This is a genomic window from Dactylosporangium aurantiacum (assembly GCF_000716715.1).
Classification (GTDB): Bacteria; Actinomycetota; Actinomycetes; order Mycobacteriales; family Micromonosporaceae; genus Dactylosporangium; species Dactylosporangium aurantiacum.
Genome location: NZ_JNYJ01000015.1, coordinates 151,710 through 178,168, shown reverse-complemented (window position 1 = coordinate 178,168; position 26,459 = coordinate 151,710). Strand labels below are relative to the sequence as shown.

General features: G+C 72.7%; 27 protein-coding genes and 1 pseudogene. 17 read left to right on the top strand and 11 right to left on the bottom strand.

Annotation, left to right across the window (positions count from 1 at the left end; all coding sequences use genetic code 11):
- Positions 1–149: 149 nt before the first annotated feature.
- Positions 150–265 (top strand): annotated as a pseudogene (locus tag OP18_RS62560) (IS5 family transposase); the annotation flags it as partial.
- Positions 266–620: 355 nt separating this feature from the next.
- Here the strand turns inward: OP18_RS62560 and OP18_RS19325 are convergent.
- Positions 621–1,094 (bottom strand): macro domain-containing protein, encoded by a 474-nt coding sequence (locus OP18_RS19325; RefSeq protein ID WP_033360374.1) that lies wholly within the window; start codon positions 1,092–1,094, stop codon positions 621–623.
- A 48-nt stretch (positions 1,095–1,142) separates the two neighbouring features.
- On the opposite strand from OP18_RS19325, the gene rnhA reads away from it, so the two are divergent.
- A complete protein-coding gene (gene rnhA, locus OP18_RS19320) occupies positions 1,143–1,589 on the top strand; it encodes a ribonuclease HI (RefSeq protein WP_033360314.1) in 447 nt (148 codons plus the stop codon).
- Between the two features lie 223 nt (positions 1,590–1,812).
- Here rnhA and OP18_RS19315 read toward each other — a convergent pair whose 3' ends face one another.
- Both OP18_RS19315 and OP18_RS19310 read right to left on the bottom strand, forming a co-directional pair.
- The gene (locus tag OP18_RS19315; RefSeq protein ID WP_081970893.1) at positions 1,813–2,817 is read right to left on the bottom strand and encodes a glycerophosphodiester phosphodiesterase family protein; all 1,005 of its coding nucleotides are present in this window, start codon (positions 2,815–2,817) and stop codon (positions 1,813–1,815) included.
- 84 nt (positions 2,818–2,901) lie between these two features.
- Entirely contained in the window at positions 2,902–3,528 is a 627-nt protein-coding gene (locus OP18_RS19310) for a response regulator (protein ID WP_033360313.1), read from the bottom strand.
- A gap of 26 nt (positions 3,529–3,554) precedes the next feature.
- Here OP18_RS19310 and OP18_RS19305 point away from each other — a divergent pair, with 26 nt between their 5' ends.
- The 8 genes from OP18_RS19305 to OP18_RS19275 all read left to right on the top strand — a co-directional run bounded on the left by OP18_RS19305 (position 3,555) and on the right by OP18_RS19275 (position 14,840).
- Entirely contained in the window at positions 3,555–4,649 is a 1,095-nt protein-coding gene (locus tag OP18_RS19305) for a sensor histidine kinase (RefSeq protein ID WP_052386960.1), read from the top strand.
- A 57-nt stretch (positions 4,650–4,706) separates the two neighbouring features.
- Complete coding sequence (locus tag OP18_RS19300) at positions 4,707–5,030, top strand: hypothetical protein (RefSeq protein ID WP_156089625.1); 324 nt, start codon at positions 4,707–4,709, stop codon at positions 5,028–5,030.
- A 67-nt stretch (positions 5,031–5,097) separates the two neighbouring features.
- Positions 5,098–5,730: an acVLRF1 family peptidyl-tRNA hydrolase gene (locus OP18_RS19295; RefSeq protein ID WP_033360311.1), complete on the top strand. Its 633-nt coding sequence runs from the start codon at positions 5,098–5,100 to the stop codon at positions 5,728–5,730.
- A gap of 58 nt (positions 5,731–5,788) precedes the next feature.
- The gene (locus tag OP18_RS19290) at positions 5,789–7,027 is read left to right on the top strand and encodes a condensation domain-containing protein (RefSeq protein WP_033360310.1); all 1,239 of its coding nucleotides are present in this window, start codon (positions 5,789–5,791) and stop codon (positions 7,025–7,027) included.
- A complete protein-coding gene (locus OP18_RS57285) occupies positions 7,020–7,184 on the top strand; it encodes a hypothetical protein (protein WP_156089623.1) in 165 nt (54 codons plus the stop codon). Before OP18_RS19290 ends, OP18_RS57285 begins: the two co-directional genes overlap by 8 nt.
- 137 nt (positions 7,185–7,321) lie before the next feature.
- Entirely contained in the window at positions 7,322–8,743 is a 1,422-nt protein-coding gene (locus OP18_RS19285) for a lipase/acyltransferase domain-containing protein (RefSeq protein ID WP_033360309.1), read from the top strand.
- The gene (locus OP18_RS19280; protein WP_156089622.1) at positions 8,740–12,963 is read left to right on the top strand and encodes an ATP-binding protein; all 4,224 of its coding nucleotides are present in this window, start codon (positions 8,740–8,742) and stop codon (positions 12,961–12,963) included. Before OP18_RS19285 ends, OP18_RS19280 begins: the two co-directional genes overlap by 4 nt.
- Before the next feature lie 932 nt (positions 12,964–13,895).
- On the top strand, positions 13,896–14,840 hold the full coding sequence (locus tag OP18_RS19275) for a hypothetical protein (RefSeq protein WP_156089621.1): 945 nt from the start codon (positions 13,896–13,898) through the stop codon (positions 14,838–14,840).
- A 17-nt stretch (positions 14,841–14,857) separates the two neighbouring features.
- Here OP18_RS19275 and OP18_RS19270 read toward each other — a convergent pair whose 3' ends face one another.
- Positions 14,858–15,892 (bottom strand): hypothetical protein, encoded by a 1,035-nt coding sequence (locus OP18_RS19270; protein WP_063745541.1) that lies wholly within the window; start codon positions 15,890–15,892, stop codon positions 14,858–14,860.
- 59 nt (positions 15,893–15,951) lie between these two features.
- Between OP18_RS19270 and OP18_RS19265 the strand changes: the two genes are divergently transcribed.
- Both OP18_RS19265 and OP18_RS19260 read left to right on the top strand, forming a co-directional pair.
- The gene (locus OP18_RS19265) at positions 15,952–16,443 is read left to right on the top strand and encodes a MarR family winged helix-turn-helix transcriptional regulator (RefSeq protein ID WP_033360306.1); all 492 of its coding nucleotides are present in this window, start codon (positions 15,952–15,954) and stop codon (positions 16,441–16,443) included.
- Between the two features lie 293 nt (positions 16,444–16,736).
- Positions 16,737–17,099, top strand: coding sequence for a VOC family protein (locus OP18_RS19260; protein ID WP_033360370.1), 363 nt, complete (start codon positions 16,737–16,739; stop codon positions 17,097–17,099).
- A gap of 139 nt (positions 17,100–17,238) precedes the next feature.
- On the opposite strand, the gene OP18_RS19255 is transcribed toward OP18_RS19260, so the two are convergent.
- On the bottom strand, positions 17,239–17,961 hold the full coding sequence (locus tag OP18_RS19255; protein ID WP_033360369.1) for an SDR family oxidoreductase: 723 nt from the start codon (positions 17,959–17,961) through the stop codon (positions 17,239–17,241).
- Positions 17,962–18,064: 103 nt separating this feature from the next.
- On the opposite strand from OP18_RS19255, the gene OP18_RS19250 reads away from it, so the two are divergent.
- Complete coding sequence (locus tag OP18_RS19250; protein WP_033360305.1) at positions 18,065–18,841, top strand: helix-turn-helix transcriptional regulator; 777 nt, start codon at positions 18,065–18,067, stop codon at positions 18,839–18,841.
- Here the strand turns inward: OP18_RS19250 and OP18_RS19245 are convergent.
- Positions 18,828–19,421 (bottom strand): TetR/AcrR family transcriptional regulator, encoded by a 594-nt coding sequence (locus OP18_RS19245; protein ID WP_033360304.1) that lies wholly within the window; start codon positions 19,419–19,421, stop codon positions 18,828–18,830. The two genes, OP18_RS19250 and OP18_RS19245, sit on opposite strands and share 14 nt — an antisense overlap.
- Before the next feature lie 101 nt (positions 19,422–19,522).
- On the opposite strand from OP18_RS19245, the gene OP18_RS19240 reads away from it, so the two are divergent.
- Entirely contained in the window at positions 19,523–20,257 is a 735-nt protein-coding gene (locus OP18_RS19240; RefSeq protein WP_033360303.1) for a 3-oxoacyl-ACP reductase family protein, read from the top strand.
- Here the strand turns inward: OP18_RS19240 and OP18_RS19235 are convergent.
- The 4 genes from OP18_RS19235 to OP18_RS19220 all read right to left on the bottom strand — a co-directional run bounded on the left by OP18_RS19235 (position 20,245) and on the right by OP18_RS19220 (position 23,361).
- Positions 20,245–20,811, bottom strand: a complete 567-nt coding sequence (locus OP18_RS19235) for a dihydrofolate reductase family protein (protein ID WP_033360302.1) — start codon at positions 20,809–20,811, stop codon at positions 20,245–20,247. The two genes, OP18_RS19240 and OP18_RS19235, sit on opposite strands and share 13 nt — an antisense overlap.
- Before the next feature lie 65 nt (positions 20,812–20,876).
- Positions 20,877–21,608 carry an ABC transporter ATP-binding protein gene (locus OP18_RS19230; protein WP_033360301.1) on the bottom strand — a complete coding sequence of 244 codons (732 nt, stop codon included), beginning with the start codon at positions 21,606–21,608 and terminating at the stop codon, positions 20,877–20,879.
- Positions 21,581–22,399, bottom strand: coding sequence for an ABC transporter permease (locus OP18_RS19225; RefSeq protein ID WP_033360300.1), 819 nt, complete (start codon positions 22,397–22,399; stop codon positions 21,581–21,583). The genes OP18_RS19230 and OP18_RS19225 overlap by 28 nt, the downstream gene beginning before the upstream one ends.
- Entirely contained in the window at positions 22,396–23,361 is a 966-nt protein-coding gene (locus OP18_RS19220; protein ID WP_033360299.1) for an aliphatic sulfonate ABC transporter substrate-binding protein, read from the bottom strand. The genes OP18_RS19225 and OP18_RS19220 overlap by 4 nt, the downstream gene beginning before the upstream one ends.
- Before the next feature lie 111 nt (positions 23,362–23,472).
- Between OP18_RS19220 and OP18_RS19215 the strand changes: the two genes are divergently transcribed.
- The 3 genes from OP18_RS19215 to OP18_RS19205 all read left to right on the top strand — a co-directional run bounded on the left by OP18_RS19215 (position 23,473) and on the right by OP18_RS19205 (position 25,426).
- Complete coding sequence (locus tag OP18_RS19215; protein WP_033360298.1) at positions 23,473–24,255, top strand: hypothetical protein; 783 nt, start codon at positions 23,473–23,475, stop codon at positions 24,253–24,255.
- A gap of 2 nt (positions 24,256–24,257) precedes the next feature.
- Complete coding sequence (locus tag OP18_RS19210) at positions 24,258–25,013, top strand: DUF5995 family protein (protein WP_033360297.1); 756 nt, start codon at positions 24,258–24,260, stop codon at positions 25,011–25,013.
- Positions 25,014–25,129: 116 nt separating this feature from the next.
- Complete coding sequence (locus tag OP18_RS19205) at positions 25,130–25,426, top strand: peptidoglycan-binding protein (RefSeq protein WP_033360296.1); 297 nt, start codon at positions 25,130–25,132, stop codon at positions 25,424–25,426.
- A 3-nt stretch (positions 25,427–25,429) separates the two neighbouring features.
- Here the strand turns inward: OP18_RS19205 and corA are convergent, their stop codons facing one another.
- On the bottom strand, positions 25,430–26,446 hold the full coding sequence (gene corA, locus OP18_RS19200; protein WP_052386958.1) for a magnesium/cobalt transporter CorA: 1,017 nt from the start codon (positions 26,444–26,446) through the stop codon (positions 25,430–25,432).
- Between the last annotated feature and the right edge of the window lie 13 nt (positions 26,447–26,459).

Below are 26,459 nucleotides of genomic sequence, written 5' to 3'. Positions count from 1 at the left end.
GCTCGTGGTCACTCCAGCCGGCCGGCGTTCGTCAACGGGTGTCGTGGGATGACGTTCCGGCGTTGCGGCGATCGACAACTGAGAAGGTCTCCGGCAGATGGTTCGGCGACCAGGCAGCACCTCATACGGCGGCGGCATGACGGCACCCGGGACACCGCCGCGACGGTCACCTGCGGAGGGAACCGCCCGGCGGCGTCCATGACGAACCCGCCGACCCCGTGCCCGGCCGTTGCGCGGCGGCCTGACCACCAAGACTTCCATCGCCCGTCGGACTTCCACCGCGTGCCGGACGGGCTGTGGCAGCGCATCGAACCGCTGCCGCCCAAGCCCGTACCGCGTGATCCGCGACGTCCGGGACGCCAGCGGATCCCGGACCGGCAGGTGCTGTCCGGATCCTGTTCGTCCTGCGCACCGGCATCCAGCGGGAGTTCCTGCCGCAGGAGCCGGGGTCCGGGTCCGGGATGACCGCTGGCGACGGCTCGAGGCATGGAGTCGGGCCCGGCTCGCAGCACCACCGCGAACCGCACCCGAGCGATGCCCGAGGTCTCACACAGCCCGGCGCGACGCCAGCCCCGACCGGCGACATCCGCCGGCACGGGTCGCGGACGTCAGCCACCACCTCAGAAGTCGTAGACCGTCACCGGCACGTCGCGCTCGCACAACGCCGCCACCACCAGCGGCTCCACCCTGTCCCACCGGCCGCCGGCGAGGCCGCAGCCGATCCTCGGCATGTGCACCGACGCGTCCAGCTCCAGCGCCCGGTCGCCGACCGTGGTCAGGGCACGGCCGATCGCCTCATACCGCACGGGCGGGCCGGAGCTGCCCGTCTTGATGCCGTGCTGGCCGATCATGTTGGCGACCCAGACCGACGGCTGGACCGCCACGAGCCGGACCGCGCCAAGGGCGAAGTCGTTGCCGGCGCGGCCCCGGTGCCACTGCCGGAAGTCGCGCTCGGGCCCGGGCCAGCGCCGCGACACGGCGAGGACGAAACCCGCGCCCCAGTGGCCCTGGTCGTTGCAGACATGGGCGATGATTTTCGGGCCGCTCGCCTGCGGGCTGGTGGCGTCACCCTTCACAATCCTCAGCGGCGTCATGCCCGACAGCATGCCACCGGGGTACGACAGAAAAAGAGGGCTCCGCGAATGGTGCAACGCGTGCAGATCTGGACCGACGGGGCCTGCAGCGGCAACCCGGGGCCGGGCGGCTGGGGGGCGCTGCTGCGGTACGGCACCGTGGAGAAGGAGCTCTGCGGCGGCGAGGCCACGCCGACCACGAACAACCGGATGGAGCTGACCGCACCGATCCGGGCCCTGGCCGCGCTGACCCGCACCTCAGCGGTGGACCTGCACACGGACAGCACGTACGTGCGCAACGGCATCATGTCGTGGGTCGTGAAGTGGAAGCGCAACGGCTGGCATACCGCCGCCGGACAGCCGGTGAAGAACGAGGACCTGTGGCGCGAGCTGGACGCCGCGGTCGCCCGGCACGACGTCGTCTGGCACTGGGTCAAGGGGCACGCCGGGCACGCGGAGAACGAGCGCGCCGACCGCCTCGCCGCCCGCGGCCTGCGCGAGGCCCTGCCCGGATGAGGCCGCGGCCTGCGCAAGGCTTTGCCCGGATGAGGCCGCAACCTGCGCGAGGCGCTGCCCGGACAACAGCAGTCAGCGTGCCGCCGGCCCGTCGTCGGCGACCACGACCACCTGGTAGCCGAGCGCCGACGTTCCGGACGCCCTGGGCCCGGGTGTCGCCGCGGACCCGGTAGCAGCGCAGCCGTCCGGGCATGCCGTGCGGCGTATCGCCGGCGGGCAATGTTCAGCCCGGGATGAGCAGGGGTGCGACGACGTCGGTGCGGTTGGTCCAGATGCCGCCGGCCCAGCCGTCGGGCAGCTCGGCGACATCGGCGGGGGTGTCGAAGCCGGCCGACCAGTCGCCTTCGCCCCTGACGAGGATCACGCGGGTGTCGACGGTACGCATCCGCGCGACGAACAGGTTCGGCCACCCCCACAGCCAGCGGCCGTACCGGGCGGGCAGCGGCAGCTCGCGGTGGCGGCAGCTGTCCGGGACGTGGCCGGTCCAGCCGAGGGCGGCGTAGTCCAGCAGGCAGTCCTTGATGACGGCCCGGGACGAGGTCCGGACCTGGGGCAGGCGGCGTGCGACGGCGGCGACGGCCGCGTCGCCGCCGCTGACGGTGACCGTGGCGAGCCGGTCCGGCGGCAGCGTGGCGAGGAACGCGGCCAGCGCCTCGCCGTCGGCCTGCTGGTCGCGTTTCAGGTCGAGCTTGAGCGACCGGCCGGGCAGGGCGGCGAACACCTCCGGGACGGTCGGCAGCAGCCCGACGCCCTTGCCGCGCAGCGGGAACGTGGCGCCGCCGTCGGCGGTGTACCCGTAGCCGACGTCGAGCCGGCGCAGTTCCTCGAGGGTGTGCTCGCCGACGGTGCCGGTGCCGTCGGTGCGGCAGTCGAGGGTGGCGTCGTGGAAGACGGCGAGCCGGCCGTCACGGGTCAGCTGCACGTCGATCTCAGCCTGGTCGGCGCCGGCGTCGAACGCGGCCCGCAGCGACGGCAGGGTGTTCTCCAGGTACGGCACCTGCGGCGGGTGGATGATCCGGGCGGTGCACGTGTCGGCGGTGACACCCGCCAGGTCGAACGTCTGCGCGATGCCGCGGTGGGCGAGCAGGAACGGCCGCTGCCCGTCCTCCTGGCCGGCGATCGTCGAGCTGTTGCGCAGGTACAGGCCGGCGACGGCGACGAGGAGCACGGCCAGCGTCACGGCGGTGCGGCGCGGCCAGCGGCGGGGCCGCGGTGGATCATTCAGCACCCGTCGCAGCCTGCCACGGGCGCCGGCGCGCCGGAAGCGGCGAAGGACGTAGCCCGACCGGCCCTTTCGTACCTGCCCGAGGACCTACCGGCCGGGCAGCTGCCGGGCCAGCAGCGCCGCCTGGGTGCGGCTGGCCACGTCCAGCTTCGCCAGCACGTTGCTGACGTGGGTCTTGACGGTCCGCTCGGCGAGCGCGAGCACCCCGGCGATCTCCCGGTTGCCCAGCCCCTGCCCGAGCAGCTCCAGGACCTCCCGCTCGCGGGGTGTGAGCGTGCTCAGGTCGGGGCCGCGCCCGGCAGCCGGCGCCGGGCGCGGCCACAGCAGCTCGGCGGCCGACGCGCTCAGCGGCCGCACCCCGGCGTGCGCGCCACGCACCGCCGCGGCGAGCTCGGCGCCGGTGGCGTCCTTGAGCACGAACCCGTCGGCGCCCGCGGCCAGCGCCCGCTGGACGTCCGCCGCGCTGCCCACGGTCGTCAGCATCAGCACCTTGACCTCGGGCTGCCGGGACCGCAGCTGGCGCATGGTCGCGACCCCGTCGGCGCCCGGCAGGTACAGGTCCATCAGGATGATGTCGGCGGGGACCGGGTCACGCAGGAGGTCGGCGCCGTCGGCGAACCCGGCGACCACCTCGATGTCGGGCTCCGCGCCGAGGATCAGGGCGAGCCCCTCACGGACGAGCGCCTGGTCGTCGACGACGGCGAGCCGGATCACCCGGCCGATGATAGGTCAGGGGAACCATGCTGCGGGCGCACTGGCGGATCGTGATCGACGTGGCGCTGTACGCGACGCTGGTCACGCTGTACGCGCTGTCCGGCACCGTGCTCAGCGTCCCGCTGGCCGTCGCACAGCTGGTCCCGCTGGTCTGGCGGCACCGCGCGCCCGGCACCGCGCTCGCCGTGATCAGCGTGGCGACGGCGGCGCACTCGCTGCTCGGGATGGGCCGGGCGGTGGGGTACCTGCCGGTGAGCCTGGCGATGTACACGGCGGCGACGCACCGGTCACCGGCGGTGCGCTGGGGGATGTGCGGCGTGGCCGCGGCGGTGGTCACGGTGGCCGGCGCGATCCGGCGCGGCCCGGTCGAGGGCGGGGTGCTGGCGGCCGTGGCGCTGATCGTCACCTGGCTCGCCGGCGTCGAACGCGGCGAGCACCTGCGGGAGCGGGCCACCGTCGCCCGGCTGCGCCTGGAGCGGCGCCTCGCCGACCAGGCAGCGGCCGGCGCGCGCGCCCGGGAGCGGCTGGCCCGGCGGCTGCACGACAGCCTCGCCCACACGATGACGGTCATGCTGGTGCAGGGCGAGGCGCTGCGCGCGACCGCGCGGCTGGCCCCCGCCGACGAGCAGCGCCTCGACACCGTCCTGCGGGCCGGCCGGGACGCCCTCGCCGAGGTCCGTCTCGCGCTGGCCGAGGAGGACCGGCGGGACACGGAGGCCACCCTGGCCGAGCGGCTCGACGCGCTGCGGGAGGCGGGACTGGTCGTGCCCGAGACGCTGCCGCACGACATCGCGCGGCTGCCACCGGCGCCGCGGGAGGTGGCGTTGCGGCTGGTCGGGGAGGCGGCCACGAACGCGCTGCGGCACGACGGGCCGGGAGCCACGCTGCGCGCCGCCCTCGACGAGGACGCCGCCGGTTGGACGCTGCGGCTCACCAGCCACCCCGCGGGGCGGGCCCGGCGCCGGACGGGCACCGGCGGCGGGTACGGGCTGCGCAGCCTCGACGCCGACGTGCGCGCCGCCGGCGGGACGCTGCGCTACGGGCCGCACGGCGACGGGTGGGAGGTGGTCGCCGGGTTCCTCCGGCCCGCGGGCAGCGACGGCGTTCACGCTGCCGGGTGAAGCGGGTGCCTCCCGCCGCCGCCGGCCCCTACGCTGGTGCCGACACAGGGAGGTGGCGTGCAGGGACGGTTGCGTGCCGTCGCGCAGCTTGCCGTCGCCGTGCTGGTGGCCGCGCTGACCGCGATCGTCGTGAGCCACATGCCGCCGCTGACCGGTGCCCGGCTGGTCGTCGTCGCGGTCGCCTCACCGGTCGCCCTGCTCGGCGGCCTCTGGCTGGAGATCTTCGCGGCGACACCGGACGACCCGAGCCCGCGCCCCCGCCGCCGCGGGCTGCGCCGCCGGATCCGGCGGTTCCTGCGCACCTGGCGCGGCGTGCTGTCCTCGGTCGCGATCGTCGGTGTCGTGGTCCTGGTGCCCCTGCTGTTCGTGCACGCCACCTGAGCCGCCGGCGCGGCCCGGCGCGGCCTGACGCGACCCGGCCCGGCCCGGTTGGGGCAGACTGGGCGGCATGGTGAAGGCGCGGCCCGCGGCCGGCGGGGGACGGTGGGTGGAGATCTCCCCGGAGCGGCTCAAGGGGTGGCTCGACGGGTTCTACGGCCGGCACAACGGCGCCACCGAGGACGCGCTCACGCTGACCGGGGCCAGCAACGGCGACACCGCGACCCTGCATCCACCGCCCGGCCTGGACGGGGTCGCCGACATCGACGCGCTGCTGCAGGGCCTGGCCAGCCCACCGCGGATCGGGCTGCTGCTCGTGCGCCGGGGCGCCGCGGCGGCCGGGGTCGCCGACGGCACCACCCTCGAGTCGTCCAAGGTCGAGCGGTTCTACGTGCAGGGCCGCACCGCCGCCGGTGGATGGTCGCAGCAGCGGTACGCCCGCCGCCGCGGCAACCAGACCGACGCCGCCGTCGGGGAGACGGCGGACATCGCCGCCCGGATCCTGTCCGGCCGCACCGACCTCGCCGCGCTCGTCTGCGGTGGCGACCGCCCGATGATCGACCTGGTCCTGGAGGACCCGCGGCTGGAGCGGCTCGCGGCGCTGCGGCACCCACACCTGCTGGAGGTGCCGGAGCCGCGGCTCGCCGTGCTCGAGGAGGCCGCGGTCACCGCCAGAAAGGTCCGCATCCATCTCGTGCCGTGAGCGCTACGCTGTCGGCGGTCGCGCTGAGCATGAGGGTGGTCCGTCGATGGTTGACGTAATGGATCGGATCGACGTCGCGTTCCGCGGCGAGGGCAGCGGCGTCGCCGAACTGACCTGGGGCCAGCGGTCGATGCTGCTGACCATGGACCGCGAGCGGTCGTGGCTGCCGATGGGCGGCCACCAGCCGGTCGCACCGGGCACCACCGTCGCCGACGTCGTCGGCGAGCTGCGGTACTCACTGGAGCGGTACCAGTCCTTCCGCACCCGGCTGCGCCACGACGAGGGCCCGCTGCAGGAGGTCCACGCCGGCGGGACGCTGACCGTCGAGGTGTACGAGACGCCCGACCCGCTCGGGTTCGCCGGCGAGGTCGAGCACGCGTACCGGACGGCCGAGCCGGACCTGGCCGCGGACTGGCCGCTGCGGGCCGCGGTCGTCTGCCGCGACGGCCGCCCCGAGCGGCTCGTCGTGATCATGCCGCACCTGGTGACCGACGCCGTCGGCGCGGGGGTCATGGTCGCCGAGGCCACCGCCCGCGTCGCCACCCCGGTCACCGGCCCGCAGCCGCTGGAGCTGGCCGCCTGGCAGCGCTCCCCGTCCGGCGAACGCCAGAGCGCCGCCGCCGTCCGGCACTGGGAGCGGCACCTGCCGTCGGTCACGCCGCTGTCCCCGTCGCTGACCCCGGACCCGCAGCGGTTCCCGAAGGCCCGGTTCACGTCGCCGGCGATGGCGTCCGCGGTGGCCGCCGTCTCCGCGCGTACCGGCGTCGACCCGGCCACGATCCTGTCCACCGCGTTCATGATGGCCGTCGGCCGGGTCACCGGCACCGACCAGGTCGCGGTGCGGCACCTGGTGAGCAACCGGTTCCGCACCGGCCTCGCCGAGGTGGTCAGCCCGCTCGCCCAGCTCGGCCTCTGCGTCGCCGACGTGTCCGGCCCCCTCGACGACGCCCTCGGCCGGGTCGCCCGGGCGTCGCTGGCCGCGCACAAGCACGCCTACTACAACCCGCTCCAGCTCGCCGAGCTGCTCGCCGGCGCGGGCACCGACGTCACCCGCACGGTGTGCTACAACGACCGGCGCACCCAGCGCGGGACCACCGCCGAGCCGTCCACCGCCGACGGCGTCTTCGCGTGGGTCGGCGCCTCGACCGGCCCGACCGAGCCGCTGTTCCTGCACATCGACGACGAGCCCGGCGCCCTCGTCCTCACCGTCGACGTGGACACCGCGTTCCTGTCCCGGGCCGACGCGGAGGCCGTCGCCCGCACCATGGAGTCGATCATCGTCGCCGGCCGTGGTTGATGATCGAGCGGTGCCGGACACCACCAGGCCACGCCTGCGGTGCCCCCTGTGCGAGGGCGAGCGCTTCGACCACGAGGACGGCCGCGTGTCGATCCGCAACGGCAGCACCGACCAGCGCGGCGCCCTGCCGATCTGCCGCACCCATGGCGAGCGGTGAGGAAAACGCTTCGTCCAGGTAGCCGTCGGAGCCGAGCCGGCGGTGGCGCCCGTCCACTCGGCTTGATCAATCCGTCGGTCGGCCAGTTCACCGCCGGCGCTTCGAGATCACCCCGGTTGGCGTCTATAAAGGTGAACATGAAGCGTCGCCTGCGGGACGTCATCGTGGTGCTGCCAGGAATCACCGGAAGCGTACTGGAGCGCGGCGGGCGCACCATCTGGGGGCCGTCCCACAGATTGATCGGCTCGACCGCCGCCAAACCCGCTCGAGCCGTACGAGATCTCTCGCTCGGCGACGACGCAGACGTTTCGGCGGTGAAGATCATGCCGGACGCCCACATGGTCGGCGGCCTCGTCAAGATCGACGGATACTCCCGGCTGATCGCGCACATCGAACGAAACTTCATCGTCGAGCGTGCCACCGCCGACGGTCATCGACCGGCCAACCTCATCGAGTTCCCGTACGACTGGCGGTTGGACAATCGCCTCAATGCCCGCCGGTTGCTGGAGGTGGCGGTCCCGGCTCTCGAACGCTGGCGGCACCACGCGCAACTTCCCGAAGCGCGACTGATCCTGCTGGCGCACAGTATGGGCGGCCTGGTCGCGCGGTACTTCATGGAGGTGCTGGAAGGGTGGCGGTACAGCCGTGCTCTCGTCACGTTCGGCACCCCATTTCTCGGCTCATTGGAGGCGCTGGGATATCTCGCCAACGGGTACAAACGGCTCCACGTCGACTTGACCGAGGCCATGCGGTCCTTCCCGTCGGTGTACCAGCTCATGCCCGTCTATCCGGCGTTGCGTACGGCTGCGGGCTGGCAGCGGGTCGCAGAGACGGTCGGCATACCCAACGTCGACCCGGCCCGAGCCGCTGACGCGCTGCGGTTCCATCGCGAGATCGAAGCCGCGGTGGCCGCCAACGACCGGGAGGACCCGCGACGATACGCGCTGCTTCCGGTCGTCGGCACTCACCAACCGACCAACCAGTCCGCGACGCTGGAAGGCGGAACGGTCACGCTGGGCGTGGACCTGCCGGAGGGCGTGGACGCCTTCTTCACCGACGAGGGCATCGAAGGCGACGGCACCGTACCCATCTGTTCCGCCTCGCCGGCAGACATGGGCAACGTGTACAGCGACATGTACCAGCCAGCCAAGCACAGCGCCCTTCAGGTCGGCGAGTACTTCCTCGGAGATCTCGTCGGCAAGCTGGCCAAGATGCAGGCCCAGCACCCCGGCAAGTTGCGCGGCCCGCTACCGCCTGGCGGGTACGACCGGCCGTGCTTCTCCGTTGCCGCTGATGACGCGTTCGGCTCGGACGAGCCGGTCAGCATCGCTGTACGGTGCGCGCCGGACGCCGACCCGCTGGACGAGGTCCGCGCCGAAATCGAATCCCTCGACTCGGGCGAGCGGTGGACCTGGCCGCTCAAGGCCAGCGGTGACAGTGAGTGGTCGGTCACCGTCGGGCCACTGGCACCCGGCGGCTACCGCTTCACCGTTACCGGGTTGGGAGGCGGCAACGTTCCGGTCCCGGTCAGCGACCTGTTCGAGGTAGGCGGGGCATGAGCGAATGGCCGCCCTGGTCAGTCGCCGACCCGGTGGGACTTTCCCGGTACGTCGTCCCGCACCTCGACCGACTCCTCGGCAGCCTGGACAGATACCAGTTCGCGGCAGGTCCCGGCGGCCCGCTGGCAGTCGCCCGCGCCATCTACGACCACCTCGCCGGCCGCGGAATCGCCTACGATCTGGAGAGCTTCCATCCGTCGGACGCGCTGCAGATCATCCGTACTCCGGTCGAGGTGGTCTTCACCGCACGCCGCGCGACGTGCCTCGACGCGGCACTGCTCTATGCAGGCATGCTCATGGCCTACGAGCTGCTGCCCGTCGTCGTCGTGCTCGACGGGCACGCCGTGACGCTGGTGTCGCGGGTATACGGCAAGCGTGACTGGCAGACACGCGGGGGCGCCGACCTCTTCATCAACGGACCGTTGACCGACCCCGAGGCCATCCGGCGCCTGGTGGCGTCCGGCGACTTCGCGGCCGTCGAATGCACCGGCTTCACCCGCGTGCTCACCGACCCGACCGGTGAGCTCAGCGCGGCACAGCGACACGGCGGTGTTCTGCCGTTCGACCAGGCGGTCGAAGCGGGTCGGCGAGCACTGCTGGCAGGCGACCGCACGCCACGGTTCGCCATCGACATCGCCGCGGCGTGGTACGGCTGGCGCATTGACCCATATGAGTTCAATGACTCGCCGATCGCCGCCGAGGTCGACGAATGGGTCTTGCCGCACGGGACGATGCTCGCCGACCTTCGCAACCGGCCGCGGTTCCTGCTCAGCAGCCAACTCGGATTCGTCAGTCCCGGAAAAGACCATCCGACCGCACCCGCCAACATCCTCCGCCGCCTCACTGAGGCCGCCGAGCCGTGCGTGCTGTTGACCGGGCAGGCCGGCGCCGGGAAAACCCGCACCTGCATCGAGGTCGCGATCCTGGCGGACAAGGCCGGCTGGCGGGTCCTGCACGTCCAGGCCAATGGCCAGCTCACCAACGCGCACCTCGAAGCGGCGATCCTGCGCGACCCGACTGCCCGCACGCTGCTCATCCTCGACTACCTCGATCTGTGCGGCGGCCTGGACATACCCCAACTCCTGGTCAAGATGTTCCCCCGCGTCGCCGCCGGGTCGGGCCGGCTGGCGCTGCTGGGCACCTCCCGCCCCGGCCAGCTCGGCGCGGTCCTCGCCCATGGTGGACAGCAAACGTTCGAGCAGCTCACACTGCGGCAGGACACCGAATACCAGGAGGAGATCGCGGGCCGTATCGTGCACCAGGTGGCCCGTAAAGCCACTGCCGCGCTCGGGAAACCCGAGATGATCGAGATCTGCGGACGCCGCCCGATCATCACGCTGCTGATCGCGCAGGACGTGAAGCGGGCACTGGACTCGGGCCAGACCGTGCGCACCGGTCCCGGCCGCGGCCAGCTGATGCGCTGGCTGCACAAACGGTTCGTCCTCGACGGACTGGTCGAAGAGCCCGCCGATGACGTCGCCGGCCCACTGCACGACAAGGAACCTCGTCCGGTACTTCTGGCAAGCGCCCTCATCACCGCCGTGTGCCCGCTGCCTCAGCCCGCAATTGAAGCGCTCGTCCAGCCGGTACTCGACACCTCCACGGCGAGGAAGATCGGGGCCCGTCGCCTGATCGATACGTTGCGTGGCATGGGCTGGCTGGATCAAGCCGGCGACAACCTGGTGGTCGCACACGACATCATCACCGACCAGTTCCTCGTCGAGGCCATCTCTCCACAATCCGAAGTACGCCTCTTCGACGACGAGCTCCGGACGTTGCTGGACACCCTGCTCACCACGCCGGTCGCGCTGGACCACGCAGCCGGCAACGTGGCCCGTCTGCACGGCGACCACATCGACTCGGGCGCCGCGGAGAAGGCATCCCAGCTGGAGCGCACCTGCGTGGAGTGGATCGGCGCGCACGCGGCGCAACTCGGCACGGCGTTCGCCGAGTCACCCGACGGCGGACATGCGCTGTATACGTTGCTGCACGCCGCGCCGTGGCAGGCCGCAGTCTCCAGCCACTGGGACGCCATCGTCGAGCCGTGGTTGCACGAGCAGCTTCGCGACAGCGAACGCATTACGTTCCTTTCATATGCCCTGCGGGCGCTACCTACCGCCGACGCTCAGCCGATCATCATGGCTGCGCTCGTCTGGCTGGCCGGCCACCACGATGACCTCAGTGCCGAGCAGGTCCTCGGCCCGCTCCTGCTGCGCCGCGACGACCTCAAGGGAGACGAGCGTGCCCATGCTGTCGCGCACGCGCTGGCGTGGCTGAAGGCGTGGCCATCGCGCGGCGAGGCGGCATTCGTGCTGCCTGGTCTGCTTGTTCAGACGCACCGTGCCCCGTCCGGCGCAGAGGCGGTCGAGGTGGCGCTGGGCTGGCTGGCAAACCATGCCGGAAGCGCGGCGGCCGACTTCGTGCTGCGGATGCTGCTGTCGCATTCAGACCTGCGAGGCCCGGCGGTGCTGCAGGCGATCGAGTTCGCCCTGCATTGGGCGCGGGAGCACAGCACCACGAACCGAGCGCCATACGTACTGCGTCCCTTGATGGACCGGGCAGAGCTCCGCGGCGAGGCCCGGTCGAAGGCAAATGATCTCGCCATGGGATGGCTGCGCGAGCATGGGACGAGCGAAGGGGCCAGCTACCTTCTCCGCCCCCTGCTCGACGGAATCGGCGGTTTGAGTCCGCAGTACCGGGCCGAAGTCCTGAAGGCCGCTGACTCCTGGTTGGCCGCTTACCCCGGTCACTGGTCGGGGTCGTTCGTACTTCCAGCGCTGCTCGTAGCATCCGATCAGACGCTCGAGGAAGTGAAGCAGCGGATCAGGCAGTCCCTCCGCTGGTTGGAGGTCCAGCCCACGGAGCCCGATTCCTCGTTCGTGATCCGTCCGATGATTGCGAGTCTCGCTCACCAAGTCGGTCGCGACTTGAGATCCCAAGTCGTGAGCGCCGCTCTTGCGTGGCTCGGCGTCGACCCGTCCCGGCCGGGCGCCGGCTACGTTCTGGGCGAGCTTCTGCGCTGCGACGCGCTGGACGCTGCCCTGACGACCGAGATCTGCGCGGTGGGAATCAACTGGCTCGACGTCCATGCGGGCCATGACTCCGCCGATTACGTCATCCAGGCGTTGCTGAAGGTGCCGAGCCAGCACGATCCGGCGGCCGGGTACGCCTTCGCCTGGCTGGACGCCCACCCCGACCACGCCCACACCAACTACGTCATCCAGGCGTTGCTGAAGGTCCCGGACCAACACGATCCGGCCGCCGGATACGCCTTCGCCTGGCTCGACACCCACCCCGACCACGACGCCGCCAACTTCGTCATCCAGGCGCTGCTGCCACTGCCCGCACACGCCGACCGGGCCGCCGAGTACGCCTTCGCCTGGCTCGACGCCCACCCCGACCACGACGCCACCGACTACGTCATCCAGGCGTTGCTGAAGGTGCCGAGCCAGCACGATCCGGCGGCCGGGTACGCCTTCGCCTGGCTGGACGCACACCCCGACCACGACGTCACCTACTTCGTCATCCAGGCGCTGCTGCCACTGCCCGCACACGCCGACCGGGCCGCCGAGTACGCCTTCGCCTGGCTCAGCGCACACCCCGACCACGACGCCGCGAACTACGTCATCCAGGCCGTGCTGAAAGTGCCGAGCCAACACGACCCAGCCGCCGAGTACGCCTTCGCCTGGCTCGACGCACACCCCGACCACGACGCCGCGAACTACGTCATCCAGGCCGTACTGAAAGTGCCGAGCCAACACGACCCAGCCGCCGGGTACACCTTCGCCTGGCTCGACGCACACCCCGACCACGACGCCGCCAACTTCGTCATCCAGGCGCTGCTGCCGCTGCCCGCACACGCCGACCGGGCCGCCGAGTACGCCTTCGCCTGGCTCGACACCCACCCCGACCACGACAACACCCACACGCCGACCGGGCCGCCGAGTACGCCTTCACCTGGCTCGACACCCACCCCGACCACGACAACACCAACTACGTCATCCGGCATCTGCTGCCGCTGCCCGCACACGCCGACCGGGCCGCCGAGTACGCCTTCACCTGGCTCGACACCCACCCCGACCACGACAACACCAACTACGTCATCCGCGACCTGCTGCCGCTGCCCGAGCATGCCGACCGGGCCGCTGCCCTCGCCTTCGCCTGGCTCGACACCCACCCTGACCATCCCGCCACCAACTACGTCATCCAGGCCCTGCTGAAGGTTCCCGGCCAACGCGACCAGGCTGCCGCCCTCGCCCTCGCCTGGCTCGACACCCACCTCGACCATCCGGCCACCAACTACGTCATCCGGGATCTGCTGCCGCTGCCCGCGCATGCCGACCGGGCCGCCGAGCACGCCTTCGCCTGGCTCGAAACACACCCTGACCATCCCGGCACCAACTACGTCCTCCAGACCCTGCTGAAGGGGGCGGGCCCACGCGACCCGGCGGCCGGGTACGCCTTCGCCTGGCTCGACACCCACCCCGACCACGACCACACCAACTACGTCATCCAGGCGCTGCTGCCGCTGCCCGCACACGCCGACCGGGCCGCCGAGCACGCCTTCACCTGGCTCGACACCCACCCCGACCACGACAACACCAACTACGTCATCCGCGACCTGCTGCCGCTGCCCGCACACGCCGACCGGGCCGCCGAGCACGCCTTCACCTGGCTCGACACACACCCCGACCACGACAACACCAACTACGTCATCCAGGCGCTGCTGCCGCTGCCCGCACACGCCGACCGGGCCGCCGAGTACGCCTTCGCCTGGCTCGACACACACCCCGACCACGACGCCGCCGCATTCATCGCCCGGACTCTTCTGCAGCTGCCGGGGCAGGTCGAGCTGGCGACCCGAGTCGCGTACGGCTGGCTGGACGTCCACCGCGGCCGTTCGTCCGCCAACCTGGTCATTCGCGCTCTGCTGGACTCGCCGGAGCAGACCGATCAGGCCATCGGCGTCGCTGTTGCCTGGCTGGAGCGCCATCCACACCATGAATCGGCTCCCCTGATCCTTCATTCCCTGCTGCGACCACCGGCCCACCGCACGCGGACAACCGAGTGGGCACACGACCGGCTCGATGCCGGCTACCCGGTCGAACAGCTCGTAGACACCGGGGCGACCTCCGATGTCGCCGGAGTGCGAGTGGTGGAACTGGCCCTTGTCTGGGCGCAGGGTCATCCCGAGGATCCTGGTTGCGCACGAATCCTGCGCGCGACCATCGAGAGACGAACCGTCCGTGCCCCTGACCGTGCCGCGATCCGAGCCGGCCTCGCCTGCATCGCGCAACATCCCGAGCATCCGTGCGTTGACGACGTGATCAGCGCGCTACTCGACGCCACTGGTTTCGCCGGCGCCCGGGGGCGTAAACCTTCCGGTCGGAGTTGCACGGACGACGACGCGGCGCGAATCGTTGCGGGCCTCTGCGCAGTCGCTGATGAATCCGGTTTGTCGGGGCGTCCGGCCTTCGTGATCCGCCGGGCCGTCGACATCGCAGCGCAGTGGCTGGTCATGCATGCCGACGCGCCCGGGGCCGTCGATCTGGCTCTGGCTCTGCTCGGTTGCGACGAGACGCAAACAGCGCAACTGACGGTATGCGCCGAAGTGGTGATCGCCGCGCTGGACGCCGCGGAACGCGATGACGCGATGAACGTTGTCATTCGGCGGCTGCTGCGCAACGACAACGCCGACACGGCGATGCTCCAGCGTGCGGCCGGACGAGGTCTCGCATGGCTGGGGGCCAACCAGGGGCACCCGGTGGTGCCGGAGGCCCACGAGGCCCTGCTCGGATGCCGCGTCATCGACCCGTCGGTCGCGGTGATGGTCGCGGACAGCGCCCTGGCCTGGCTGGACGCGCATCCGGACGATCACCGCGCGGTGCGGGTGATCCAGGCGCTGCTCGCATGCCGCCATCTCGATGAGGACCACTATGAGTGGGCGGCCGTCGAGGCGTTCGCCTGGATCGACCGGAATCTCGGCGACCCGGCCATCCCCACGGTCCTCGGCGCGGTCCTCGCTCAGGGTGCGCTCGACTCCGAGCACACGGCCCGCGCGGCCGCCACGTGGCTAGCTACGGAAACCGGAGTTTGACGTCGACGGCAGCGGCGTCACTGCCGCGGTGTGGTCGCCAGCGGCGCGGTCATGAACGGCACCGCGACCGCGGACGCCGCATCGCCGAGCGGGACGGCCGCGCCGGGCGGGAGCGCGCCGGTCGCCGCCACGGGAGCGGTCGTCGCGGGTCGCGGGCCGGCGGTCGCCGGCGGCCCGGCGGCCGCCGCTGGTGCAGCGGCCGCCGTGTCCTGTGCGGTCCCCGGTGGCGGCGCCGTTGGTTCGACCCCCGCGATGAACGCGGCCGCCTGGGCTGCCAGGCTGGTCGCGCCGATCGCTGATGCCCACCGTGCGATCTCGCCGGCCAGGGTGACGGCGCCCTGCTCGTCGCCGGTCGTGCGGGCCAGCAGGGCGAGGAGCAGTTGCTGCGACAGCGTGCCCGGGACGTTGCCGCCGGCGGCGCCGAGCTCGGTCGCGCGGCGCCAGCGGTCGCCGGCGCTGACGTGGTCGCCGCGGTCGTGGTCGTGGCCGCCGAGGTGGCGCAGCGCCTCCCGGGCCAGCAGCGGGTCACCGGCCTCGAAGGCCAGCGGGTCACCGTCTCCAGCGGCGGACGGGTCGCCGGTCCCGGCGGCCAGGGCGGCGGTGTAGTGGGCGGGTGCGGTGTCGCTCTCGCCCAGGAGGTTGTCGGCGATCAGGCCCCGGTACATCTCCGCCCAGCCGCGGCGCACCGTGTCCGGCGCCGACCCGCTCAGCTCGGCGGCGCGGCGGCGGACCTCGTCGACGGTGACCTCGGGGCCGATCGCCGTCAGCGCCGTGCGGTACCAGTGCCGCAGCTGGGCGAAGGCGAGGTCCCAGCGACCGGCGTCGTCCAGGCCGGTGGCGAGCCGGGTGGCGGTGGCGAGGGGGTCGGTGGCGGTGGCCGTACCGGCGAACCAGTCAGCTTCGATCGCGACCTGTGCGGCGGTGAGGGCCAGCACCGGGTCTTCGGGCGGCGCCGCGGCGAGCAGGGCCGCGGCGTCCTGCCACCGGGCGGCGTGGGCCAGGCTGCGGGCGGCGGCGGCGATGGCCTGCCGCGGAACGGCGATCTGGGTCATGGCGTCGACAGTAGTAATCGAAAAAACTATCCTCAAGAAAACTATTTGAGGCGGGCGGGATGGACGACGACGTCGACCGGCAGATCGGCATCTGGGAGCGGGAGCTGCCGTGGCTCGACCCGGTGAAGGAGGCGATCTTCATGCGGCTCGCCATCCTTGCCCGGCACACGCAGCAGCTGCGGCGGGACAGTCTGGCGGCCGACGGGTTGCCGCACTGGCAGTACAAGATCCTGATGATGCTGCGGCGGCTCGGTCCCCCGTACGCGGCGAGCCCGTCACAACTGGCGGACACGCTCGGACTGACCCGCGGCGCGTTGTCGGCGCGGCTGGCGCCGATGGAGGAGGCCGGTCTGATCAGCCGCGCGGGCGACGACACCGACCGGCGGCGGGTCCACGTGCGGCTGACGGAGGCGGGCAGCGCCACGTTCGAGCAGCAGGCCGGCCGCGAGGACCACGGCGAGGCGGCCCTGCTGGAGGCGCTCACCGCCGACGAGCGCCGCGTCCTCGCCGACCTGCTGCGCCGGCTCGTCCTGGCCGCGGAGCAACGCTAGCCGGGTCAGCCCCGTGGCCAGCTGTACGCGACGGACAGCGAGAACGTCCGGGCGCCACCCCGATCTCCGCCGCGTGCAGCACGAGCCGCCGCCCGTCGACCCGGTAGCGGCACAGCGTGCCGCGGTAGCAGGCCGTGCTGATGGCCGTTGGTGTGCAGCCGTGCGCGGCGGCGTCGAAGAGCCCGGCCCCGTCGACCGCGGTGATCTGGTGCAGGGTCCCGTCGTACTCGACCTCGTCGGCGAACTGTCCGGTCACCGGCCCATCCTGCCCTGCGCGCCGTAGGATGGCCGCCATGGCAGTCGACCTGTTCGCGGGGATCGCGGTGCGCGACCTGCCGGCCGCCCTCGTCTGGTACGAGCAGCTGTTCGGCGCCCCGCCCGCGTTCCTGCCGAACGACACCGAGGCGGTGTGGGAGCTCGCCGAGCACCGCTACCTCTACGTCGAGCTCCTTCCCGAGCGCGCCGGCCACGCCATGCACACGCTGTTCGTCGACGACTTCGACACCCGGCTCGCGCAGGCCGCCGCCCGTGGCCTCGAGCCCGCGCGGCGCGAGACGTACGACAACGGCGTCCGCAAGGCCATCTACCTCGACCCGGACGGCAACGAGGTCAGCTTCGGCGGTGGCCCCGAGCCCGGCGGGCCCGCCGCGTCGTAGCCCGGCGTTTCCCGGACCCTCGTGCCGGGCACCGCCCCCTGCTGGCCGGCATCATCGGCGTGCCGTTGACCTTGGACACTTTCGCCGGTTGGACCAGCCCCTGAACCGGGCGGACGGGTCCTGGACCGAGCAGACAGGTCTAGACCAGGCGGTGGCCGCCGTCCACGTGCACGACGGTGCCGGTCATGAAGCCGTTGTCCAGCACGGCCAGGAACGCCTGGGCGACGTCCGCCGGGGTGCCGACCCGGCCGACCGGCAGGCGCGACGCCATCGCCGCGAGGCGGTCGGGTTTGGCGGCGCCGGCCAGGGTGTCCCAGATCGGGGTGTCGACCCAGCCGGGTGAGACCACGTTGACCCGGGCCGGGGCGAGCTCCAGCGCGAGGGTCCGGGCCAGGGCTTCGAGGGCCCCGTTCGCGGTGGCGATCATCGAGCTGCCCGGGCCCGGGCGGTACGCGGCGATGCCCGACGTGAAGGTCAGGGAGCCGCCCGGGGGCAGGGCCGTGCCGAGGTGCTTCGCCACGAGCCAGGGGCCCAGGACCTTGGTGGCCAGGACGGTCCGGGCGGCGTCGAGGGTGAAGTCGGGCAGCGGCGCGTACGCCCCGACGGCGTCCGCGGCGGTCACCACCACATGGTCGAAGCCGTCGCCGGCGAGGGCCGCCACCTGGTCCTCCACGCCGACGTCGAGCGGCACCGCCCTGAGCGGGGCGCCCGGTGAAGCGGCGAGCTGGGCGGTGGCGGCGGCGAGGCGGGCGGTGGAGCGGCCCGCGATGGTGACCCGGCGGCCGGTCTCCAGGAGGGCCCCGGCGAGGGCCAGGCCCATCCCGGAGCTGCCGCCGATCACGAGCACGTGCTGGTTCGTCATGACGGCCAGCGTCGCCCGCGTGCCGCCCGCGCGGGAGTACCGGCTCAGGAGGGGCCCTCGCAGGGCCACCCCCGGCGCCGGCGGGACCGGGCAGAATTGGCGGGTGAGTCTCGGGGAGTTCCTGCGCAACCGGCGCGGGCGGGTGAGTCCGGCCGAGGCGGGGCTGCCCGCCGGGACGGGGCGGCGGCAGACGCCGGGGCTGCGGCGCGAGGAGCTGGCGGCGCTGGCCGGGGTGAGCGTCGACTACTACACCCGCCTGGAGCGCGGCCGGGACACCAACCCGGGCCGCTCCGTCCTCGACGCCCTGGCCACGGTGCTGCGGCTCGACGACGACGAGCGCGCACACCTGCACCGGCTGGCGACCAGGGGCCACGAGCAGGGTCGGGACGCCACCACGGCGCGGCCCGCGCTGGTGCGGCTGCTGGCGATGGTGCGGCCCACCCCGGCGTACGTGCTGAGCCAGACCAGCGACCTGCTCGCCGCCAACGCCGAGGGCTTCGCCCTGCTGCCCGGCCTGACCGTGCCGGGGAACCTGGTCACGTACGTGTTCACGCACCCCGCCGCGGGTGAGGTGTTCGTCTCGTGGCAGCGGATGGCCGAGGACTGCGTCGCGCACCTGCGCGCGGTCGGGGACAGCCCGGCGCGGGCCGCGCTGGTCGCGGACCTGTGCGCCGGCAGCGAGGCGTTCGCGCGGCTGTGGGCGCACTACGACGTGCGGGTGAAGAGCGGCGTGCGGCGGGCGTTCCGGCACACGCGGGCCGGGCGGCTGGAGCTGACGTCGGAGATCCTGACCGCCGTCGACGGACAGCGGTTCGTGACGTTCCAGGCGGCGCCGGGCAGCCCGGACCACGCCGCGTTGGAGCTGCTCAGCGGGGACTGACCAGGTGCGCCGCGGCGACGTCGGCGACCGCGAGGAGCTCGGCGCGGCCCACGCCGGACGCGGCCTGCACGGCGATCCCGGAGGCCACCGTCAGCACGTACCGCGCGATCGCCTCCGGGTCGGCGTCGGCGGGCAGGTCGCCGGCGACCTTGGCCTCGGCCAGCCGCAGCGCCAGGACCCGCTCGCCGGCGAGGCGTTTCGCGGTCAGCACCTCCTGCGCCTCGGCGGCCGCCTCGCCGGTGGCCAGGGCGCCCTGGACGAGCAGGCAGCCGGGCGGGGTCATGTCGCCGGTGGCCGCGTCGACGGAGCCGCGCAGCCACATCCGCACGACCTCGGCGGCGGTCGGGGCCCGCAGGGCGCTCATGCCGTAGGCGAAGACGGTGTCGACGTAGCGGTCGACGGCGGCGCTGAAGAGGCCGAGCTTCGAGCCGTACGCGGCGTAGACGCTGCCGGGGCGCAGCCCGGTCGCGGCGCACAGGTCGGCCATGCTGGCGCCCTCGTACCCCTTGCGCCAGAACACCTTGACGGCCGCGTCGACCACCGCGTCCGGGTCGAACCCGCGCGGCCTGCCCATCGCCATGACCCGCCACCCCACTTCTTGAACGTGTGATCAATATATCACTGGCCACAGCGCGCGGCACATGACATGTTGAATGCTCATTCAACAACCGGAGGTACATCATGCTGGACGGCAAGGTCGCCATCGTGACCGGCGGGTCGCGGGGCATCGGCGAGAGCATCGCCCGGCGGCTCGCCGCCGAAGGAGCGGCGGTGGCGATCACGTACCACGGCAACACCGAGGCCGCGGAGCAGGTCGCCACGCGGATCACCGAGGACGGCGGCCGCGCGGTGGCGCTGCGGGTCGACTCCGGCGACCGGGCGGCGGTCCGCGACGGGGTCCGCCAGGTCGTCGACCTGTTCGGCCGGCTCGACATCCTCGTCAACAACGCGGGCGTCGCCGTCGTCGCGCCGATCACGGACCTGCCCGACGACGTCTACGACCGTTCGGTCGCGGTCAACCTGACCGGCGTGTTCACCGCCAGCCAGGAGGCGCTGCGGCACCTGGGCACCGGCGGGCGGATCATCACCATCGGCAGCGTCAACGCCGACCGGGTCCATTTCGGCGGCGGCAGCGTGTACGCGCTCACCAAGGCCGGCATCGCGGGGTTCACCAGGGCCCTGGCGCGCGAGGTCGGCCCCCGGGGCATCACCGTGAACACGGTGCAGCCCGGCCCCGTCGACACGGACATGAACCCGGCGGACGGGCCGTTCGCCGGGTTCACCCGCCCGCACATCGCCGTCGACCGGTACGGCACCCCGGCTGAGGTGGCGAGCCTCGTGGCGTATCTCGCGGGGCCGGACGCCTCCTACGTCACCGGTGCCACGCTCAACGCGGACGGCGGCTACTCGGCCTGAGCCGGCCGGTACCGCAGCAGCACCACACCGTTGGCGAACGCCCGGGTGCCGGTCAGCTCCAGGCGCAGCGCGGTGCCGGCGGCGAAGAGCGGGTTACCCCCGCCGATGACGGTGGGGTGCACGTAGATGCGGTACTCGTCGACGAGGCCGAGGCGCTCGAAGGTACGCAGCAGGCCGGGCCCGCCGATGAAGAGGTCACCGGCCGCGGCGGACCTGAGCGCCTCGACCTCGGCGGGCACCACCTCGCGCACGACGGTGGTGCCCCAGCCGGCCTCCCGCAGCGTGCGGGAGTACGCCACCTTGGGCAGGTCGCGCCAGATCCGGGCGTAGTCCGCGACGACCTTCGGCGCGGCCGGGTCCTCGTCGGCGGTCGGCCAGAACCTTGCCATGAGCTCGTAGCTGACCCGGCCGTTGAGCAGGCCACCGGCCGCGGCCAGCTCCTCGTTGAAGTGGGTGTGCAGCTCCTCGGAGATGTCCTGCCAGGCCAGGCTGTGCCCGGCGGTCTCGAAGTAGCCGTCGAGCGACACGGACATCATGAAGATGATCTTGTGCACGGGGGGAACGTCCTTCCGGAGCGGAGGCGGAACTTTCCCATATGGACGACGGGCGGGTGCCCGACTCATCGGTCCGGCGACGCCGGGACGTTGAGCAGGGCGAGCAGGGCCCGCCGTTCGGCGCCGAAGCCGGGAGCGTCCACGGCCCGTGGATGCCGCAGCGGTACCGCACGGTCCTCGGCGATCCGGCCGCCGTCCAGCACGAGGACCCGGTCGGCGAGCAGCAGGGCCTCGTCGACGTCGTGCGTGACGAACAGGGCGGCGAAGCCGTGCGCGGCCCGCAGCCGGCGGAACAGGCCCTGCATCCGCAGCCGGGTGAGCGCGTCGAGGGCGCCGAACGGCTCGTCGAGCAGCAGCAGGTCGGGCTGGCGTACCAGCGCCCGGGCGAACGCGACCCGCTGCGCCTGACCGCCGGACAGCTCGGCCGGCCAGGCGTCGCGGCGGTCGGCGAGCCCGACCTCGGCCAGGGCGGCGTCGAGCCGCTCGCGCAGGGAGCCGCCGCGCACCCCGAGGGCGACGTTGGCGGCGACGCGCTTCCAGGGCAGCAGCCGGTGCTCCTGGAACACCACGGCGGTCGTGCCGGTGGTGCCCACCTCGCCGGTCGCCTCGCCGTCCAGGCCGGCGAGGATGCGTAGCAGGGTGCTCTTGCCGGAGCCGCTGCCGCCGAGCAGCGCGACGACCTCACCGGCGGCGATGGTCAGGTCGACGCCGTCGAGCACGACGGTGCCGCCGAACGCGCGCCGGACGCCGTGCGCGCCGGCGACCGCGCTCACCGTGCCTTCAGCCCGTGGCGCCATGCCAGGAGCCTCCTCTCCCCGAGGCGCAGCAGTTGGTCGGAGAGCAGGCCGAGCAGCGCGTACGCGACGAGGCCGAGCACGACCACGTCCGTCTGGCTGAACTCGCGCGCCTCCATCATCATGAAGCCGAGCCCGCCCTGGCCGTTGACCTGCTCGCCGACCACGAGGCTGAGCCAGCCGGCCGCGAACGCCAGGCGCACGCCGAGGAACAGCGACGGCAGCGCGCCGGGCACCACGACGTGCCGGACCCGCTCCAGGGCGGTGAGCCCGCAGGTGCGGGCCGCCTCCACCAGCCGCTCGTCGATGTTGCGGATGCCGGAGTACGTGTTGAGGTAGATCGGGAAGAACGCGCCGAGCGCCACCAGGGTCACCTTCAGCGACTCGCCGATGCCGACCCAGATGATGAGCAGCGGCACCAGGCCGAGGTGCGGCAGCATGCGGGCCATCTGCACGGTCGGGTCGACGAGGTCGTCGCCGAGCCGCACGAGCCCGGCGAGGGTGCCCAGGGCGAGGCCGAGCAGCCCGCCGATGAGCAGCCCGAGGACGGCCCGCTCGACGGAGTCCAGCAGGTAGGCACCGAGGGTGCCCTCGGCGGTGAGGCGCCAGCCGGTCTCCAGCACCGCGCTCGGGGCGGGCAGCTTGTCGGGGTCGAGCAGCCCGCCGCGCACGCCGCCCTCCCACGCGGCGAGCAGCGCCAGCGGCGTCACCGCCCGCAGCCAGCGGCGGGCGGCCGGACGCCGCCGGGTGACGCCCGGCGGCGCCACCTTGCCGCGCTCCAGCAGCGTGGTCATCGCAGGATGTCCGAGAACTGCTCGTCGACGCGGCCCTTGATGTCGACCTTGCCGGGGATCAGCTGCAACTCGGTGAAGCCGTCGGCGATCTGCTGCAGCTCGTCGCCGATGGCCGGGTCGATCGCGGCGAGCGGCTGGGCGCTGCGGTCCAGGGCGCGGCGGGCGACGTCCTCGGGGATGTTCAGCTCCGGCGCGAGGATCTTGACGCGCTCCTCCGGGTTGGCGATGCCCCAGTCGGTGACCTCGCGGTACGTCTTGAGGAACTCGCGGATCCTGCCCGGCTTCGACTTCAGCGCCTGCGGCGAGACCAGCAGGTACTCGCGGTTGTCGGCCAGGCCGGTCGCGTCGACGAGCACCTTCACGCCCGGGGTCTCGGCCAGGGAGAAGTACGGGTCCCAGATGATCCACGCGTCGACCTGGTCGTTGTCGAACGCGGGGCGGGCGTCGGCGGGCTTGAGGTACTGCACGTCGATGTCCTTGATGGTCATGCCGTTCGCCTCGAGCAGGCGCACGAGCAGCCAGTTGACGTTCGAGCCCTTGTTCAGCGCGACCTTCTTGCCCTTCAGGTCCTTGAAGGAGGTGTACCCCTTGCTCGCCTTGACCAGCACGGCCTCACCCTTGGGCACGGGCTTGGAGGTACCGATGATCCTGAAGTCGATCTTCCCGGCCGCGGCGAAGATCGGCGGGGCCTCACCGACCTGACCGATGTCGATGGCGCCGGCCTTGATGCCCTCGGTCAGCGCCGGGCCGCTCTCGAACAGCGACCACGTGGTGCCGGCCGCCTCGGCCTTGCGGGCCTTGACCAGGCTCAGCCCGCCGAAGCGCTGGTACCCGACGCGCAGCGGCTCCTCGGCGGCGCCGGGCTGTGCGGCGGCCGGCTCCTTGTCGGCGGCGCAACCCGCGGCCAGGGTGGTGCCGAGCAGGACCAGGACACCGGTCAGGGCGACCGAGAGCCGACGCATCGATGACGCTCCTCGTGGACGGGGGATGTGCGCGGACACTATACCCATAAGACCTACCGCTTAACTAGAATTTGGGTTGTCGATGTTGCGGTGGAGGCGCACACTGCGACGGTGACCTCACTCACAGCGCCGGCCGCCGCGCGGCCGCGAAGGGCCGGCACGGTCTACCTCACGATCATGGCGTCGCTGGTCCTGGCCTGGTTCGCCACCGTTCTGCTGTGGGACGGGGACCCGTCCACGCACCGGACGACCGGCACCACCCTGATGTTCCTCATGCCGCTGGTGCTGCTCGCGGTGGCGCAGGCCTGGTACTGGTGGCTGCGCACCCGGTCGCGGCCGGTGGCGCTCGACGTGCGCGACGGCGCCTTCATCGCACCGGCCGACAACCGGCTGCTGTCGGCGTTCGCGGTGACGGCGCTCGCCGGCATCGCCATGCCGAGCGGTAGCCTGTTACTGCTGGCGTCCCCGGACATGCCGCGCTCGACGTCCGTCCTGGGGTGGGTCGGTGCCGGCTGTGCACTGGCCCTGTTCCTGATGTCCTCGCGGGCGTTCGTCCGCGGTGCCGGGCAGATCGAGGTGCGCCCAGAGGGGCTGCGGATGACGTACGCGTACGGCCGGCGCGACGTGCCGTGGGAGGCGGTCGCCGCCGGCCCGCTGCGCCGCGAGACGCTGTGGGACCCGGGGATGCGGATCGGCCGGCCTGACCTCGTGCGCTCCACCGGGCTGGCCGTCCGCCGCCCGCGCCGGGTGTTCCTCCCGGTGAGCTGGAGCCACGTCCGGCGCGAGTTCCTGGCCGACGCGGTCAACTACTACCTCGCCACGCCGGCCGCCCGGCCCACCATCGGGACCGCCGGCGGGTACGTGCACCTGCGCCGGGTCCTCGGGACGGACTGAGCATGGATGACGCCGTCGCCGCGGTCATCGCCCGGATGGAGGCCGGCCTGACCCGGCTCGCACCCACCGACGCGCGACGGCACTTCCACGGCACGTACCTGCGCACCACGTACGCCGTCGCCGCCGAGATCGACCGCGGCGGGTTCCTGGACGCGGCCTGGCTGAGCCGGTGGGACGTGGCGTTCGCCGAGCTGTACCTGGACGCGTTCGACGCCGACCTCGCCGGTGACACGGCCGGTGGCACGGTGCCGCGGCCGTGGCGGATCGCGTTCGACACCGCCCGGGACCGGCCCGACCTGCCGCCGCTGCGGCACGTGCTGCTCGGCATGAACGCGCACATCAACTACGACCTGCCGCAGTCGCTGATCGCGGTCATCTCCCCCGCCGAGTTCGACGACCCGGCGGTGCGCGCCGCGCGGGAACGCGACCACACCCACATCGACACGGTCCTGCTGGCGCGGGTCGGCGCCGAGGAGGCCGAGGGGCGCGCCGCGGCCCGCCCGGGCCTGCTCGACCGGATCCTGGCACCGGCGAACCGGGCCGCGACCCGGCGGCTGCTCACCGAGGCGCGGGCCAAGGTGTGGCGCAACACCGCCGTACTGGACGCGGCCCGCCGGCAGGGCGTCACGGCGTACACCGACGGCGTGCGCCACCTCGAGGACGCCGCCGCCGCGAAGCTCACCACGCTCACCGCGCCGGGGCAGGTCCTGCTGCGGCTGGCCCGCACCGGCTTCGGCGTCCTCATCCCCGGCGCGTAGGCCGGCGTCGAGGCGTCCTCATCCCCGGCGCGGAGACCGGTGTCAGGGACAACTCAGGGTCGGCCGGCAGGAAAGCCCTGACGCGGCACGAGGTCCGGCCGACCACACTGGAGCACATGACAGTCCGCCGTACCTTGCAGGCCGTCGGCGCCGCGCTCGCCGGAGCGGTCAGCGCGCCCGAGGCCGCCGCGCCGCCCGCCGACCCGCGCGCCGTGCGCGCCCTGCTCGCCGAGATCGGCCTGCTGCACCCGCGGGCGCCGGAGTCCGACGTGCCGCTCGAACTGTGCCGGTTCCAGGCCCGGGCCGGGCTCACCGTCGACGGGATCGCCGGCCCGCGCACCGTGCGGGCCCTCGTCCAGGCCGCCCGCGAGGCCCGCCACATCCGGTCCCTTGGCCTGCCGCTCGCCGCGTAGGGTTCACAGCCAGCCGTTGCGGCGCAGCGCCCGGTAGAGCAGCAGCCCGCTGCCGAACATCAGGGCGAGCGCGTAGAAGTACCCGTACCGCCAGTGCAGCTCCGGCATGAACACGAAGTTCATGCCGTACACGCCCGCGATCGCCGTCTGCAACGCGGCGAGCGCCGCCCACGACGCGATCTTGCGCATGTCGTCGTTCTGGTCGATCGTCACCTGTGCCAGGCGGGCCTGCAGGATCGAGTTGAGGATGTCGTCGTGGTTGGCGACCTGCTCCACCACCCTGGTCTGATGGTCGTTGACGTCGCGGAAGTAGCGGCGGATCTCCTTCGCCAGCGCGAACGACCGCCGGTCCAGCAGCGTCTGCAGCGGCCGCTGCAACGGCACCGCCGCCGTGCGGAACTCCATGAGCTCCCGCTTGAGCTGGTACACGTGCTCGACGGTGGTGCCGCTGTCCCGGCGGAACACGGCCGCCTCCAGGGCCTGCACGTCGGTGTCGATCGCGGCGACGATGTCGAGGTAGGCGTCGACGATCCGGTCCAGGATCGCGTGCAGCACCGCCCACGGCCCGCCGGCGAGCTGCGCCGGGTTCGCCTCCAGGTCCAGCCGGGCGGACCGCAGCTCGCCCGCCTCACCGTGACGGACGGTGACGACGAAGTGGGACCCGAGGAACATCCGGACCGAGCCGGTGTCGATGACCTCGCTGGTCTCGGTTAGCTCCGCGTGCGGCAGGTACCGGGCGGTCCGGGCGACGAAGAACGTCACGTCCTCGTACCGCTCGACCTTCGGCCGCTGCGGCGTGGGCTTCAACGCGTCCTCGACCGCGAGGGGGTGCAGCCCGAAGACCTTCTCGATCTCGGCGAACTGGTCCGGATCCGGTTCGTGGAGCCCGATCCAGATGAACGCGTCCGGTCGTTCGCAGGCCCGCTCGTACAGCTCGGCGAGGGGCAGCTCGTCGGCCTGGCGGACCCCGCCGACGTACAGCGCGCAGTCGACGATCGCGGGCCGGGAGTCCAGTTGCACCGGAAACGCACCT

Coding starts and splice junctions, on each gene's coding strand:
- OP18_RS19325 (WP_033360374.1), bottom strand. CDS start 1,094: ATGACGCCGCTGAGGATTGTGAAGGGTGACGCCACCAGCCCGCAGGCG.
- rnhA (WP_033360314.1), top strand. CDS start 1,143: ATGGTGCAACGCGTGCAGATCTGGACCGACGGGGCCTGCAGCGGCAAC.
- OP18_RS19305 (WP_052386960.1), top strand. CDS start 3,555: ATGCTGCGGGCGCACTGGCGGATCGTGATCGACGTGGCGCTGTACGCG.
- OP18_RS19295 (WP_033360311.1), top strand. CDS start 5,098: ATGGTGAAGGCGCGGCCCGCGGCCGGCGGGGGACGGTGGGTGGAGATC.
- OP18_RS19290 (WP_033360310.1), top strand. CDS start 5,789: ATGGATCGGATCGACGTCGCGTTCCGCGGCGAGGGCAGCGGCGTCGCC.
- OP18_RS19285 (WP_033360309.1), top strand. CDS start 7,322: ATGAAGCGTCGCCTGCGGGACGTCATCGTGGTGCTGCCAGGAATCACC.
- OP18_RS19280 (WP_156089622.1), top strand. CDS start 8,740: ATGAGCGAATGGCCGCCCTGGTCAGTCGCCGACCCGGTGGGACTTTCC.
- OP18_RS19270 (WP_063745541.1), bottom strand. CDS start 15,892: ATGACCCAGATCGCCGTTCCGCGGCAGGCCATCGCCGCCGCCGCCCGC.
- OP18_RS19265 (WP_033360306.1), top strand. CDS start 15,952: ATGGACGACGACGTCGACCGGCAGATCGGCATCTGGGAGCGGGAGCTG.
- OP18_RS19260 (WP_033360370.1), top strand. CDS start 16,737: ATGGCAGTCGACCTGTTCGCGGGGATCGCGGTGCGCGACCTGCCGGCC.
- OP18_RS19255 (WP_033360369.1), bottom strand. CDS start 17,961: ATGACGAACCAGCACGTGCTCGTGATCGGCGGCAGCTCCGGGATGGGC.
- OP18_RS19245 (WP_033360304.1), bottom strand. CDS start 19,421: ATGGCGATGGGCAGGCCGCGCGGGTTCGACCCGGACGCGGTGGTCGAC.
- OP18_RS19240 (WP_033360303.1), top strand. CDS start 19,523: ATGCTGGACGGCAAGGTCGCCATCGTGACCGGCGGGTCGCGGGGCATC.
- OP18_RS19230 (WP_033360301.1), bottom strand. CDS start 21,608: ATGGCGCCACGGGCTGAAGGCACGGTGAGCGCGGTCGCCGGCGCGCAC.
- OP18_RS19225 (WP_033360300.1), bottom strand. CDS start 22,399: ATGACCACGCTGCTGGAGCGCGGCAAGGTGGCGCCGCCGGGCGTCACC.
- OP18_RS19220 (WP_033360299.1), bottom strand. CDS start 23,361: ATGCGTCGGCTCTCGGTCGCCCTGACCGGTGTCCTGGTCCTGCTCGGC.
- OP18_RS19210 (WP_033360297.1), top strand. CDS start 24,258: ATGGATGACGCCGTCGCCGCGGTCATCGCCCGGATGGAGGCCGGCCTG.
- OP18_RS19205 (WP_033360296.1), top strand. CDS start 25,130: ATGACAGTCCGCCGTACCTTGCAGGCCGTCGGCGCCGCGCTCGCCGGA.